Source organism: Corallococcus sp. AB032C, from assembly GCF_003668935.1.
Classification (GTDB): Bacteria; Myxococcota; Myxococcia; order Myxococcales; family Myxococcaceae; genus Corallococcus; species Corallococcus exiguus.
The window spans coordinates 1-13697 of sequence record NZ_RAWP01000169.1; the positions used below are offsets into that span (position 1 = coordinate 1).

Annotated in this window: 11 protein-coding genes; 4 read left to right on the plus strand and 7 right to left on the minus strand. The window is 73.0% G+C overall.

Going from position 1 to position 13697, the window contains the following annotated elements; all coding sequences use genetic code 11:
- Positions 1-65 precede the first annotated feature (65 nt).
- Together D7X99_RS39470 and D7X99_RS39475 are read left to right on the plus strand one after the other, a co-directional pair.
- Positions 66-1049 carry a HEAT repeat domain-containing protein gene (locus tag D7X99_RS39470; protein ID WP_233597410.1) on the plus strand — a complete coding sequence of 328 codons (984 nt, stop codon included), beginning with the start codon at positions 66-68 and terminating at the stop codon, positions 1047-1049.
- A complete protein-coding gene (locus D7X99_RS39475; protein ID WP_121782250.1) occupies positions 1046-2020 on the plus strand; it encodes an N-acetylmuramoyl-L-alanine amidase-like domain-containing protein in 975 nt (324 codons plus the stop codon). The genes D7X99_RS39470 and D7X99_RS39475 overlap by 4 nt, the downstream gene beginning before the upstream one ends.
- A gap of 13 nt (positions 2021-2033) precedes the next feature.
- Here the strand turns inward: D7X99_RS39475 and D7X99_RS39480 are convergent, their stop codons facing one another.
- Both D7X99_RS39480 and D7X99_RS39485 read right to left on the minus strand, forming a co-directional pair.
- Positions 2034-2498, minus strand: coding sequence for a hypothetical protein (locus D7X99_RS39480; RefSeq protein WP_121782251.1), 465 nt, complete (start codon positions 2496-2498; stop codon positions 2034-2036).
- Positions 2499-2575: 77 nt separating this feature from the next.
- Positions 2576-2938: a response regulator gene (locus D7X99_RS39485; protein WP_121782252.1), complete on the minus strand. Its 363-nt coding sequence runs from the start codon at positions 2936-2938 to the stop codon at positions 2576-2578.
- A gap of 159 nt (positions 2939-3097) precedes the next feature.
- Between D7X99_RS39485 and raiA the strand changes: the two genes are divergently transcribed.
- The gene (gene raiA / locus D7X99_RS39490; protein WP_120580510.1) at positions 3098-3457 is read left to right on the plus strand and encodes a ribosome-associated translation inhibitor RaiA; all 360 of its coding nucleotides are present in this window, start codon (positions 3098-3100) and stop codon (positions 3455-3457) included.
- 156 nt (positions 3458-3613) lie between these two features.
- Entirely contained in the window at positions 3614-5677 is a 2064-nt protein-coding gene (locus D7X99_RS39495) for an MXAN_5187 family protein (RefSeq protein WP_121782253.1), read from the plus strand.
- A 76-nt stretch (positions 5678-5753) separates the two neighbouring features.
- Here the strand turns inward: D7X99_RS39495 and D7X99_RS39500 are convergent, their stop codons facing one another.
- The 5 genes from D7X99_RS39500 to D7X99_RS39520 form a co-directional block, all read right to left on the minus strand.
- Positions 5754-7403, minus strand: a complete 1650-nt coding sequence (locus tag D7X99_RS39500) for an ATP-binding protein (protein WP_121782254.1) — start codon at positions 7401-7403, stop codon at positions 5754-5756.
- Between the two features lie 40 nt (positions 7404-7443).
- Entirely contained in the window at positions 7444-8811 is a 1368-nt protein-coding gene (locus D7X99_RS39505) for an ABC transporter substrate-binding protein (protein ID WP_121782255.1), read from the minus strand.
- A complete protein-coding gene (locus D7X99_RS39510; protein WP_121782256.1) occupies positions 8808-10160 on the minus strand; it encodes a VCBS repeat-containing protein in 1353 nt (450 codons plus the stop codon). Before D7X99_RS39510 ends, D7X99_RS39505 begins: the two co-directional genes overlap by 4 nt.
- Positions 10157-12772, minus strand: a complete 2616-nt coding sequence (locus D7X99_RS39515) for a penicillin-binding protein 1A (RefSeq protein WP_199756424.1) — start codon at positions 12770-12772, stop codon at positions 10157-10159. The genes D7X99_RS39510 and D7X99_RS39515 overlap by 4 nt, the downstream gene beginning before the upstream one ends.
- Before the next feature lie 128 nt (positions 12773-12900).
- On the minus strand, positions 12901-13697 hold a 797-nt coding region (locus D7X99_RS39520; RefSeq protein ID WP_121782257.1), incomplete at its 5' end, for a lipopolysaccharide assembly protein LapB.

Here is a 13697-nt window from a genome sequence, read left to right on the forward strand (position 1 = left end):
GCAGGGGGCCGGGCGGAGGGGTGGACTTTGACGGCGGGGGCCGTGCTTGCCATCGTTCCGCCCCTGTGCGTCCACCGTCCGTCCGTGCCCTGCTCGTCGTGCTGCTGTTGCCCCTGACCGGCCTCGCTGGCCCTGGGGCCGCGTCCAAGAAGGCCCAGGGCCGCGCGGAGGCGGACACCGTGCTCGCCCAGGTGGCCAACGGCGCCCCCGTGCCTCCCGCCACGTCGCGCCTGCGCTTCCTGCGCCAGGAGGCCTACGCGGCCGAGGAGATTGGCCCGCTCCTGCGCACCACCTACGAGGAGCGCACCCGCCGCAACCTCGTGGCGCTGCTGGCGTCGCTGGGCGCGCGCACGGGTGAGTCCACGCTGGCGAAGCTGGCGTCGGATGGCGACAGCACCGTGCGCATGTACGCGGCACAGGGGCTGGCCCGGCTGGGCAGCCGCAACACCGCCGCCGTGCTGCCGCTCCTCCAGGACAAGAGCAGCGGCGTGCGCCGCGAGGCCGCGCGGGCCCTGGGCGCGTCCAAGAACCCGAAGATGGGCAAGCCGCTGATGGCCGCCGCCAAGGACGAGCAGGAGTTGGAGGTCCGCGCGGCGCTGCTGGAGGCCGCGGGCGCCACCGGTGACGCGAAGCAGAAGGCCGCGCTCAAGACGTACCTGGACAGCGATTCGGAGAGCACGCGCTTCGCCGCGGCCCGGGGCCTGTGCCGGCTGGGGGCCCCGGAGGGCTTCGCCTTCGCGCAGAAGCTCCTGGGCAATACGGACAAGTTCGTGCGCCGCCAGGGGCTGGTGCTCTTCGAGGGCGTGCCGGCGAAGAAGGCCAGCCCCGTGCTGTCGCCGCTCTTGAATGACGCGGACCGCACCCTGGCCGCCACCGCCGCGCGCCTGCTGCACCAGGGCGGCGATGCCGCGTCGCTGGACTGGCTGGTGCTCGCGTCGTGGAACGCCAAGGGTGAGGAGAAGCTCGTCTACGAGAAGGAGCTGGAGACGCTCCAGCTCGCGGACGACCGCCGCAAGGCCATCCTGCGCAAGGCCGGGGTGGCGCCGTGAGCGTGTGGGGTGTCTGCGCGCTCGCGCTCTTGTCCCAGGCTCCCGCGAAGAACCCGGCCGTGCCCCCGGCGCGCGCGGTGCCCGCATCGCTCACCGCGCCGGCGCGACCGGCGGCCCCGGTGGCTCCGCCCGTGCGGGAGAACGGCTGGAGCGCGCTCACGCTCGAGCAGCGCGCGGCCCTCATCGCCGACAAGGCCGAGTCCCCGCTGGCGGAGCGCCTGCTGGGCATGAGCGAGAAGTTCCTCAACACGCCCTATGTCCTGTCGCCGCTGGGCGAGGGGCAGGGCGTGGACCCCGACCCCACCTTCCGCCTGGACGCGGTGGACTGCCTCACCTTCGTGGAGGAGTCGCTGGCCCTGGGCCTGGCGCGCGGTGAGCCGGAGGTGCCGGCGCTGCTGGAGCGGATCCGCTACGCGAGCACGCCCACCTACGAGGACCGCAACCACCTGATGGAAGCGCAGTGGCTGCCCAACAACATCAAGAAGGGCCTGCTGGTGGACGTGACGCGCAGGTACGCGAAGGAGGACACCGTCTCCGTCACCAAGACGCTCACCCCGCGCACCTGGCAGTCGAAGTCCTCCCTGGCGCTGCAGCTGCCCCGCGAGCGACAGCCCGTGGGCACGTTCACCCTGGACATGATTCCGTTGGACAAGGTGCTCGAGCACGCGCGCGGCGTGGCCTCTGGCACCATCCTCGTCGTGATGCGCGAGGACCTGCCGCTGAAGGCCACGCGCATCACCCACCTGGGCTTCGTGGTGCAGAAGAAGAAGCGCACGTACCTGCGCCACGCGTCCAAGGGCGGCTACAACCGCGTGGTGGACGAGGACCTGGAGACGTTCCTCGCCCGCAACGCGCGCTACGACAAATGGAAGGTGACGGGCGTGAGCCTCTTCGAGGCCCGGCGTCCCCCCGCCACGCTCGCGTCCCAGCCCGCGCCCGCTCAAGGCAGCGCGGACGTGGGCTCGCCCTGACGGCGGCGGGCCGCTAGTACACCGGGGGCGCGCTGTTGTCGGGCGGCGCCTGGCGTGCCCGCTCGTCCTCGAGCTCCTCTTCCTCCGCCGCGCGGCCGGCCTCGTCCGCGTAGACGCGCGTCTGGACCTTCTCCTCCTCCAGGAGCAGGGCGGCGCGGGCCTGCTCGGTGTCCGGCACCAGCAGCTCCCACCAGGGCAGCAGGTTGCCCGTGGTCAGCTCGTCCACCACACCCGAGCGGCCGGGGCGCACGATGAGCGGGATGCGGTGCTCGTCCAGCACGTCCACGAAGACCTGGGCCGTCACGGGATCGTCCGCGACGCCCGCCCTCACGAAGCGGCGTTCATCCAGCTCATGAGGCAGCGGCAGCCCCCGCTCGTGCATCTCCTCCGCGGACACGAGCGGTGGGTGGTTGGGGCAATCCGTGCAGTCCACGACACTGTCCTGATACTCCGAGCCACACCGTGCGCAGTACCTCATGAGGCCCTCCTGGGCGATGGCTGGAAAGTTAGGAACGGCTCGCGCGGATGGCAGGCTGTGCTCCGCGCGAATTTCCATCAGTGCCGGGCGGCGTCTCCCAGCTCGCCCACCATGCGGCTCAGGCGCTCCACGTCGATGGGCTTGCGCAACACGGCATCGCAGTATTCCGCGCCCTCCACCTGCGCGTAGCCGGAGACCAGGACGACGCGGGCCCTGGGCTCGCGCTCCTTCACCTGCTGCGCCAGCTCCGTGCCGTTCATTCCGGGCAGGGATTCATCTGTCACGACGACGTCGGGGTGCGTGGCCTCGAACGCCTTCAGGCCCGCCACGCCGTCCGACGCGGTGGTGACCTCGAAGTCGTCCTCCAGGAGCTCCGCCAGCAGCTCCCGGCTGTCCCCGTCGTCCTCTACCAGCAGGACCTTGATTCGCTCGCCATCCATGCGACTAGAGCAACCCGGTGCCGCGCGGGATTCGTCCAATGTGTCCCGGGCGCGGTGACGTCCGGCCGGCTGCTTCGGGGGAGGGCAGGCGGGAAGGCTTGCGAAAGCCCCTCACGGGCGGGCGGGGGACTGCCCATGTTTGTGCCCGGAGGTGAATCCATGAAGGTGCAGCTGCGGGGAGTGCATCTGGGGCTGACGGACAACCTGAAGCAGTACGTGGACACGCATCTGGTGGCGCATATCGAACGGTTCGCCGAGGACGAGGCGTCGGAGATCGAAATCGCGCTCGTGGACATCAACGGGCCCAAGGGAGGCGTGGACAAGGAGTGCCGGGTCACGGTGCGCATGCCCGGAATGGAATCGGTGCACGTGACGGAGACGTCCGAGACGTTGTTCCAGGCCATCGACGCAACGCGTGACCGCCTGGAGAAGGCCATCAAGCGCGCGCTGGAGCGCCGCCGCCAGGTCAAGACGAACGGCCTGCCGTACGACCTGAACGCGGACGCGACGAACTACTAGGCGGCCGGTTGTATCGGGTGTGACAGAACGAAGGGCCCGGGAATTCCGGATGCCAGCCAGGCATCCGGCCCCCGGGTTCCTTCGGGCCAGTTCCTTGCTGGGGTCGAACGGTGGACGCTATAAGCGGACCCCTCACCTCTGGGCTAAAGGACGGCGATGGTCCGCCTCAAGTTCCTGCTGTTCGCACTCCTGGTCCTCGGACTGGGCCTGGCTCACCTCCCGACGCTGTCGGCGCCTCAGCGTGCGCGCGCGGTGGAAGGTGCGTCACTCCAGGCCGCGTCGGGTACCGGCGAGGTCGCGCGTCGCGTGGATGCACGTCGCGCGGAAGTGCAATCCCTGGCGCTGAAGCTCGCCGGCAGCCCCCAGATGGCCGCTGCCGTGCGCGCGCTGACTCCCGCGCCCGCGCCGAAGTCCCCGCGCGACCGCTACGGTTCGAAGGACGCGGACGAGACGGCCGGGCTGCTGCCGCTCACCGCGGAGCGCTTCGGCGCGCTGCGCACCGCCGCGGAAGCCGGTCTGCCCAAGGAGCTCCAGGGCGCGGTGGTGGCGGTCGTGGCCGGCGACGGGGTCTTCCACGCGCGCGCGGGCGCCGAGCCTTCCTCGGACACCGCGGCGTTGGATGTCGCGGCGCTCGCCAAGGCGGGCACGTCCGTGGTGGACGCCTTCGGGGCGCCGCATGTGTTCGCGTCGGTGCCGCTCGCGTGGAGCGGTGAGGGGACCCCTGCTCCGGCGGTGACGCTGGTGGTGGGCGTGCCCCTGGCCGCGGATGCCGCGCTGCAGGGCGCGCTGGATGCGTCCGGCGCGGCCGCGGTGGGGCTCGTGCAGGGCGACAAGGTGGTGGGTGGCGTGGGCGCGGAGAAGGCGCGGCTGGAGGGCTCGCTGCCCCGGCTGACGGCGGGTGCGAAGGACACGGTGCTGGAGTCGGGTTCGCTCCAGGCGCTGGGCCCGGTGCAGCTGCCCGCCTTCACGAATGGCGACGCGATGGGCGGCCAGGCGCCGCTGTTCGTGGGCTCGCGCCAGGCGCTGACGGGCACGCCGTATGAAGTCGTGGTCCTCGCGGGCACGGCGGCGACGCTGGCTCCGCTGGCCGAGTACCAGCACACCGCGCTGCTCGCGCTCGCGGGCCTGTTCGTGCTGAGCCTGGTGTGGACGGCGCTGATGGGCGGGAGCAAGAAGGACTCCGGCGAGGAGACCGTGTCGGGTGGTTCGGACACGCTGGGCTGGGGCGCGGCGATGGCCGCTCAGCAGTCCGCTCCCGCCCCGCAGCCCGTGGCCATCACGTCGCCGCCGGCTCCGGCCGCCATGGCGCCCGTGGCCGCGGCTCCCGCGGATCCGTTCGGGGCGAGCGCGCACGCGGAGCCCCTGTCCAACCCGTTTGGGTCGGCGGCGCACTCGGAGCCCTTGTCCAACCCGTTCGCCTCGGCCGCTCCGCCGGCCGCGGATCCGTTCGGGGACGCGTTCCCCTTCCCCGGGACTCCGGCTCCGGCCGCGGATCCGTTCGGGATGCCTCCGCCCCAGGCCGCCGCGCCGCTGGCGGATCCGTTCGGGATGCCGCCTCCGGCCGCCGCGCCGCTGGCGGATCCGTTCGCCGGGGTGGAGTCGTTCCCGTTCCCGTCTCCGCCCGCGGCCTATCCGCCGCCGGCCGCGGAGCCGTATGCCCCGCCTCCGGCGTACGCTCATGGCGGCGCGATGCCCTTCGAGCAGCCGGTCCCGTCTGCCGAGCCCCTTGCCCCGGCGGCGCCGCGTCACGCCGCGTTCGCCTTCGAGGACCAGCCCACGGCGGCGTACTCGCTCCAGCAGGCGGCCAATCCGTTCGCGCTGGCGGCGGCGCAGTCCTCGGATCCGGAGTCCCCGGAGACGACGCGCGTGGCGGCGATTCCGCGCGAGCTGCTCCAGGCCAGCACCCGGCCCACGTCGGAGGCCATCCCGATGCCGGCTCCGCGCTCCAACGCGGTGCCGCTGCCCATGCCGGGCGTCAACGGCGCGGCGGCCGCGGCGCTGTCGGAGGAGCAGCACTTCCAGGACGTCTTCCGCGAGTTCGTCACCACGCGCGAGCGCTGCGGTGAGCAGGCGGACGGCCTGACGTACGACAAGTTCGTGCAGAAGCTGCGCAAGAACAAGGAGCAGCTCGTCACGAAGTACGCGTGCAAGACGGTGCGCTTCCAGGTCTACGTGAAGGAGGGCAAGGCCGCCCTCAAGGCGACGCCCGTCAAGGACTGACGGCCGCGCTCCACCGTGTAGTGCCCGAAGGCCCGGGACCTCTTCCACGAGGTGCCGGGCCTTCTTGCGTGGGGGCTCAGCTCGCGCGGGGGAGCACGACGCTGAAGCGGGCGCCCTGGCCCGGCTCTCCGCCGACCTCCAGGCGGCCGCCGTGCTCCTGGAGGATGCGCGCGGCGATGGCGAGCCCCAGGCCGGTGCCGCCGTCCTTGGTGGTGAAGTAGGGCTCGAAGATGCGGGCGCGGTGCTCCAGGGGGATGCCGGGGCCTTCGTCCTCCACCTCGACGATGGCGTCCGCGTCGGTGCCCTTCACGCGCACGCGCAGCGCACCGCCCTTGGCCGTCATCGCTTCTTCCGCGTTCTTCACCAGGTTGACGAGCACCTGGGTGAGCTGGTCGCGGTCCGCGCGGGCCACCACGCCTGTCTGGAGCGTGGGGACCAGCTGGATGCCTTCGGGGGGCGCGGCGTACAGCGACAGGACGCTCTGGGTCAGCTCGCCCAGGTCCACCGGGGCGAGCTGGGGCTTGGGCAGGCGCGCGAAGCGGCTGAACTCGTCCACGATGCGCCGCAGCCGCTCCACCTCCTCCAGCACCACGCGCGCGCTCTCCTTGAAGAGGGTGGGGAAGCTGGGGTGGCGCGCCTCGTGCGCGGCCATCAGCGTCTCCAGCGACATGCGGATGGGCGTGAGGGGGTTCTTGATTTCGTGCGCCAGCCGCCGGGCGACCTCCTGCCACGCGGCGATGCGCTCGGTGGCCATGAGCCGCTCGGTGGTGTTCTTCAGCTCGGACGTCATGTGGTTGAACGTCCGGACGAGCTCGCCCACCTCTCCGGTGGCGCGGGACGTGACCTGGACGTCCAGCGCGCCTTCCGCCACACGGCGGGCGCCGGAGGTGAGGGCCTCCACGGGCCGCGTCATCCAGCGCGATACCAGGAGGCCCAGGAGCGCCGCGAAGCCCAGGCCCAGGCCGGCGAGGAGGAGGAACGCTCGCATGACGCCCTCTTCGGCTTCGCGCGCGGCGGCGCGGCTGAAGGTGAGGCGCACGGAGGCCGCGTTGCCCAGCGGCAGCACCTGCTCCACGGTGGGCGGGGCCGCGCTGCCGGCGTGCGCGACCTGGGCGCCGCCGGACAGGAGCGTCACGTCGGATTGGGTGAGGCGGGCCAGGTGCTGGGCCAGGCCGTCGTCCAGCACCACGCCGCCCACGGCCCACAGGCGCACGTCGCCGTAGTCCACGGGGCGCGCGGTGACGAGCGCGGGGACCTGTCGCAAGCCCGCGTCGCCCCGCACGTCCACGCGCACGGTGACGGGCCTGGGGGACTTCTCCTTCGTCACGGCGAAGAGAGTGGGGTCCGGGTCGCCGCGCCGGGCGGGCAGGTGGCCGGAGGACAGCACGGTGCCGTTGCGGTCGAAGAGCGTGAGCACGGTGAGGCCGCGGCTCTTCATCAGGCCCTCGGCGGTGTTGGCCTGGATGACGCGCAGGGGGGCGGTGCGCGCGTCGCGCACGAGGTCCTCCATGGCGGGGCTCTCCACCAGTTCCTCGACGGCGCGGCGCGCGTTGGCGGCGGAGCGCTCCAGGGACTCCTGCGCGGAGGCGGTGGCGGCCGTCATTCGCGCGTCGAGCTCGCGCGACAGCGTGTCGCGCAGGCGCGTCAGCGTCAGGGGAACGACGACCGCCAGCGGCACCAGCGCCAGCAGGGCGAAGGCGAGCGCGAGCCGCGTCCTCAGGCGCATGCGGGCCCATCCTTCCTGGGGGCTGCCGCGTGGGTGGGGCTCACGGCCGGCCTCCACCGCCAGAGGCCTCGACGGGGGCGAGCCAGGCGCCTTCGAGCACGGGCAGGCCCTGGGCATCCAGTGCGAGCCCCGTCACCTCTGGCGCGACGCGCAGCGCGAGTCCCTGGGCGTACAGCGGAATGAGGGGCACGGAGGGAGCGAGCGCCAGGGCCCGTTCGCGGCTTCGCGCGTCCCGGGCTCCGGCGTCCGTCAGGGCTCCGATGGGCGGCAGCTCCACGCCGAGCAGGTCGCGGCGCCCGCCGGCTTCGAGCACCACCGCCAGCGCGGGGCCGGGAACGGGCGGCAGCAGGAACGCGCTCAGCATCAGCTCGAAGTCGCCCTTCGCCTGACGGCTTCGCAGCGCGGCGCGCGACTGGGGCTCCAGCGCGACGGTGTAGCCCTGGTCGTGCAGCTTCACCTGGATGCGTTCGGCCACGGCGCGTTGATCCGCCAGCGCGGCGTCATAGACGAGCGTCACCTTGCGGGTCGCGCCCGCCGGAGGCGCATTGGGCCGGGGCCTGGGGCCCTGGGGCATCAACGCGGGCGGCAGCAGGTTCGCCATGGGCACCGCGGGGCCCTTCACGAACAGGCGCGTGAGGTCCTCGCGGTCGATGGCGCTCTCCACCGCCTGGCGGAAGTCCGCGGGCACCTTCCGGGGTGAGTACGCCAGATAGGTCGCGTACAGCGCGGCGCCCGTGAGGGTGTTGTCGTCGGGCGGCGTGCCCAGCTCCACCTGCACCTGCCGCGCGGACCACAGCCGTGCGAGGCCCCGCTCATCCGTGGCGGTGAGCGCCAGCCGGTCCAGGTACGGCCGGCCTTCGGGCCACGCGACCTGGGCCTCCAGCACGCCCCGGCCCGCGGCGCTGAACGGTCCCGACGTGGGAGACGGCGGCGACGCGAGGGCAGGGTGGCACAGGGAGCGCTCCAGGTCGGGCCACGGAAACGCCAGCGCCAGGTCCAGCGTGGCGCCGGTGGACGTCACCTGACGGCCATCGCCGCGCAGGGGATACAGGAGCGCGCGGTACGGAGACTGCGACTCCGTGGAGGACAGCCGTGTCCACGCGCGGGCTAGGGCTGTCGCGCTGGCCGCGGAGGGCATCGCCACGCGCAGGGCCTGCGGTACGGGGCGCGACAGCTCGCGTGCCAGCGTCGGGTGCACCTGTCCGCCGGAGTCCACGCGGCACACGGACCGCGTCAGCAGGCCCAGCAGCGCGGCCTCCATCGGCGTGTCCGCGAGCGCGGGCTCACCGATTTCAGGGGGCCCCGCGTGCGCCACTCGCAGCTCGCCGCCGTAGCGCGGACGACTGGCCGCCAGTGCCGGAGTGGAGGACAGCAGCACGAGGCCCACGAGTGCGGAGCGGATCATCACGGTGCACCCTGGCGCAGGAGGAACAGCTCGCTCGTGCCGTCCGGCTTCCACGAACCCACGATGACTTCGCGGCGCTTGTCTCCATCCAGGTCCGCCGTCACCACGTACAGCGCCCGGCCCGGCGGGAGCGCTCCCTGCCACAGGGGTTCGTGCGCCATTGGCGCGTCGGAGTTCAACGACAGCACCCGCAGCACGTCCGGCGACGGCTGGAGCTGCGGTGACGTGGTGAGCAGCTCTGGCACTCCGTCGCCATCCAGGTCTCCCAGCGCGCTGCCCGCGCCCAGCCCGGACACCTTCAACGGCGCGGACGCGGGACGCGTGTAGAGCGACGCCGTGCTGTCCGCGTGCACGAACAGCATCCGCGGCGCCGCGAAGCTCGCCGTGCCGAAGGGCGCGGGCACCGTGAGGCTCCGCCCGTCCGCCAGCCGGACCTCGGGCGCGAACACCGTCTGTCCCGGCACGAACGTCCCGCGCTCCGCCGTTCCCAGCGGCGCTGCGTCCAGCGTCCCCGACGGACGCAGCGTCCCCTTCGCCTTGTCCAGCACCAGCACCTCGCCGCGCATATACCGAGTGCTCCAGACCGCCAGCCGCGGCGGCCCTGTCAGCACCGCCAGCGCTCCGAAGGGTTCGCGCGTCGTCGCCGTGGCCGCCGCCCCTTCCAGCTCCCGCCTCGCGAGCACCCGCCCGTCCGCGCTGAACACCACCACCTCGTGCTCGGTGAGCGCGGCCACTTCATCGCGGCCATCGCCATCCAGGTCCCCCGCCGCCAGCGCGGCCAGCGGCGTCTCCAGCCTCGCGAACACCGCGCCCAGCAGCCGCACCGGCCGCCGCTCCCGCGGACCCGGGCCCGTCACTCCCGACGACGGCGTCCCCACCGCCGCCAACGCCAGCACCGCGGCGTCGGCCTCCACGCCCTCGGCCACGGCGGCGGCGGGCTTCGGTGGACGCGTGGGCGTGCGGCCGGACCAGAAGTTCACCCACGTGCCCAGCACGTCACCCCGCGCCACCAGCTCGCCGCCCTCCACGCCCAGCGTGAGCCGCGCCAGCGAGCGGGCTCCCTGTTCGCGGGCGGCGGCCTCGGCGCGCTCGGGCGGAACGTCCAGCACCACCGGCCCCAGGTTCATCGCGGAGAGCCGCGCGGCGAGCAGCGTCCCGAAGGCCCGTCGCAACTCCGGAGAGCTTCCGGACAGGGAGAGCGCCACGGGAGCCTCCGCGGGGGCACCGCGGATGGCGTCGGCCACGGCCAGGGCCAGCCGGGCGGAGGCGGGGGGCGCGCTTTCGTCCGACTCCGCCTGGGCGGGCAGGGCGAACGCGAGCGCGAGGACCAGCGGAAGGAGCGAGCGACTCACAGCCCCCTTTTGCCACCTTCCTCCAGGAAGTAGTTGTCCGGCGTCACCTGTCCGGGCGGCGGGGCCTCGGCGGTGGGCTGGGTGCCCTCCAGGTAGGGCTCCATCCGGCCCGGAACGGCGTTGCCCGCGAGCAGCCCGGTGACGGGGTCGATGCGCACCTGGGTGACGCCCGGAGGCACCTCGAAGTCGCGCGCGGGCAGGCCCTCCTCCGCCACCCGCATGAAGTTGAGCCACATGGGCAGTGCTGCGCGGCCACCCGTCTCGCTGCTGCCCAGGGGCGAGTTGTCATCGAAGCCCACCCACGCGCTGGCCACCCAGTCCATCGTGTAGCCGTTGAACCACGTGTCCTTGGACTCGTTGGTGGTGCCCGTCTTGCCCGCGGCGGGCCGGTTCAGCTCCCGCACCGCGCGCGCCGAGCCGTCCTCCACCACGCTGCGCATCAGCGACGTCGTGAGGTACGCCACCGCCGGAGGCAGCGTCTCCTCGAAGGCCGGCTGGTGCTCCTCCAGCACCGTGCCCTTCGCGTCGCGCACGCGCAGGAGCGTCAGCGGCTCCGCGTAGCGGCCGTTGGCCTGGAGCGTGGCGTACGCGTTGACGGCCTCCAGCATCGTCACCTCGCCGGTGCCCAGGGCCAGCGTGAGGTTCTCCGGCAGCGCGGAGCGGATGCCGGCCCGGCGCGCGAAGTCGATGGCGGTCGCGGGTGTGACCGATTCGATGAGCCGCACGGACACCGTGTTCTTCGACTTGCTCAGCGCCGTGCGCAGCGTCATGGGGCCCTCGAAGCGCCCGTCGAAGTTCTTGGGCCGCCACGTCTTGCCCGTGTACGGGTCGCGGATGGACTCCGGCGCGTCGTTCACCGTGGAGAGCGGGGTGAAGCGGCCACTGGCCAGCGCCGCGCCGTAGATGAAGGGCTTGAACGACGAACCCGGCTGCCGCTTCGCCTGCGTCGCGCGGTTGAACGACGAGCGCTCCGCGTCATAGCCGCCCACCATGGCCACCACGTTGCGGTTGGCCGGGTTGATGACCACGAGCCCGCCCTGCACCACGGGCACCTGATCCAACGTGGCCTCCACGAAGGCCGGCGCCGGAGGAGCCTTGAGCACGCGCACGAACACCAGCTCCCCGGGAGTGAACACGTCCGAGATGTCCTTGGGCGCCTTCTTGCCCTTCTGCCGCGCCCAGGTGGTGGAATCGAAGGACACCTCCGCGGTGCGGCCCACCAGGTCCACGCGCGCCACGTTTCGCTTCGCGTCCACCTCCGTCACATAGCCGGTGAGGCGCAGCCCCTCCTCCATCGGCTTGAGGATGACCTGGCCCACGCGCGCACGCTCCGGCGACTGGGCCTCCTCTTCCTCCGAGTCCGTGTCCGCGGCCAGGGCGGCGGGGCGCGGCTCCTCGGCGCCTTCCACCTCCTGCGCGGTGGGCGTCTTCGCCGGAGCCGGGGCGGCGAGAGGCTGCGCCAGCGGCGCCAGGTCCGCGACGTAGCCCTGGTCCTTCTGCCGCCGGCCGGCCTCCTCGATGCGCTGGACGATGAGCTCGCGGTAGCGCTTCCACTGCGCCTCCTCCAGCTTGCCCTGCGCGCCCCGGTAGCCCTGGCGCCGGTCCACGGCCTCCAGGCCATCACGCACGGCCTGCTCGGCGGTGTTCTGGAGCTTGGGCACGAGCGCGATGTCCACGCGCAGGCCGCCCTCCATCACCGTCTTCTCGCCGTAGCGTTCAATCAGCGTGCGGCGGATCTCCTCCGCGTAGTAGGCGCCCGCGCTGACCGTCTTGCGCGGCGCGAGCACGATGGGCTTCTCCTTCTCCGCGTCCACCACCGCGCGCGGCACGAAGCCCTGGCCCGCCATCTGCTCCAGCACGTAGCGCTGGCGCGCCTTGGCGCGGGTGATGTTCGCCACCGGGTTGATGCGGTGGGGCGACTGCACGGTGCCCGCGAGCACGGCGGCCTCGCCCACGGTCAGGTCCTTGGCGTGCTTGCCGAAGTAGTAGAGCGCCGCCTCCTCCAGCCCGTAGCGGCGCTGCCCGAAGTACACGCCGTTGATGTAGAGGCTGAGGATCTGATCCTTCGTGAGTGCCTGCTCCAGGCGCGGCGTGAGGATCCACTCGCGGATCTTCCGGCCCAGGCTGCGCTCGGGCGTGAGCAGCATGTTCTTCACGACCTGCTGCGTGAGCGTGGACGCGCCGGACTTGCGGCTGCCGGGGATGAGGTTCTTCACGCCCGCGCGCAGGATGCCGAAGGGGTCCAGGCCCTCGTGCTTGTAGAAGTCCGCGTCCTCGGCGGCGAGGAACGCGTTGCGCACGTGCGGGGGCAGGTCCTCCATGCGGACGAGCGTGCGGCGCTCCAGCGCGTACTCCGCGCAGAGCGAGCCGTCCGCGCACGTCACCTTCGTCACCTGCGGCGGCTTGTAGTTGCGCAGCGACTCCACGGAGGGCAGGTCGCGGCTGAAGTAGACGTACGTGCCCACGCACACGCCGATGACGAGCACCAGCCCGACGGCGCCCAGCACCAGGAGCCGCTTCGTCCAGCGCCACAGCGCGGCGCCGAAGCCGCCCTTCTTGGGCGGCGGGGCTCCGGTCGGGGCCGGGGAGAGGGGCTCGGGAGAAGGAGGCATCGGTCGGGCCGGAGTCATGACGCTCGTGAATGCGGGGATGAAGGACTGGAGGTTAGACCGGGGGGCGGGCGGGGAGAACCCGCCTGGGCCATCCCCCCGGGAACGGCGCTGTTTCCTGGTCGCCCGCCCTACGGCGCGACGGGCGGGAGCGGCTCCGGCAGGGCAGGACCCGCCAGGTCGGCCCGGGCCACGCGGCCCACCCGCTCCGCGTTGACGCGGGCCTGCACGTAGCGGGGCGACAGCCGGGTGGCGGCGGCGTAGGCGGCGCGGGCCTCCTCCAGCCGGCCCAGGCGCTCGCAGGCGACGCCCAGGTTGTTCTGCACGTAGGCCACGTGCGGCAGGAGGCTGGCGGCCTGGGTGAGGGCCTCCACGGCGCGAGCGTTGTCGTTGGCGCGCAGGTAGGCGAAGCCCAGGTTGTTGAGCGCGTGGCCGTGCTCGGGGTCCAGGTGCACCGCCTGCTGGAAGCGCAGGATGGCCGAGGTGAGCTCATGGGCGCCCAGGTGCGCGCGGCCGAGCACCTGGTACACCTCCACGTCCTCCGGGGCGCGCAGGAGCGCCTCCTCGCCCACGCGGACGGCGTCCGGGAAGCGGCCCTCCGACACCAGCAGCCGCGCCTGCTGCACCAGCGCCCCCGCGTCATGAGGCTCCGCCTGCCCCAGCCGGGCATACGCGTCGATGGCGAGCTGCGTGTCCCCGGCAACCCGAGCCGTGCGCGCCAGCTGCGCCAGGGCATCCGTGGCGCCCGGGTCGTCGTGCAGCGCGCGGCGCAGCTCCGTCACGGCGCCGGACAGGTCCCCCAGGTCGCGCAGGCCCAGGGCGCGGGCCACGTGGTTCACCCGGTGGGCGTGCGTGTGCGGCAGCGCCAGGGCGTCACCGGGGACGGGGGCGTCGGCGGAGGGCTCCATGGGGGCGGCCTCGTCCACGA

Excerpts from the sequence above, each read along its gene's own strand:
- D7X99_RS39480 (WP_121782251.1), bottom strand. The coding sequence starts at position 2,498 with ATGAGGTACTGCGCACGGTGTGGCTCGGAGTATCAGGACAGTGTCGTG.
- D7X99_RS39485 (WP_121782252.1), bottom strand. The coding sequence starts at position 2,938 with ATGGATGGCGAGCGAATCAAGGTCCTGCTGGTAGAGGACGACGGGGAC.
- raiA (WP_120580510.1), top strand. The coding sequence starts at position 3,098 with ATGAAGGTGCAGCTGCGGGGAGTGCATCTGGGGCTGACGGACAACCTG.
- D7X99_RS39495 (WP_121782253.1), top strand. The coding sequence starts at position 3,614 with ATGGTCCGCCTCAAGTTCCTGCTGTTCGCACTCCTGGTCCTCGGACTG.
- D7X99_RS39500 (WP_121782254.1), bottom strand. The coding sequence starts at position 7,403 with ATGCGCCTGAGGACGCGGCTCGCGCTCGCCTTCGCCCTGCTGGCGCTG.
- D7X99_RS39515 (WP_199756424.1), bottom strand. The coding sequence starts at position 12,772 with ATGCCTCCTTCTCCCGAGCCCCTCTCCCCGGCCCCGACCGGAGCCCCG.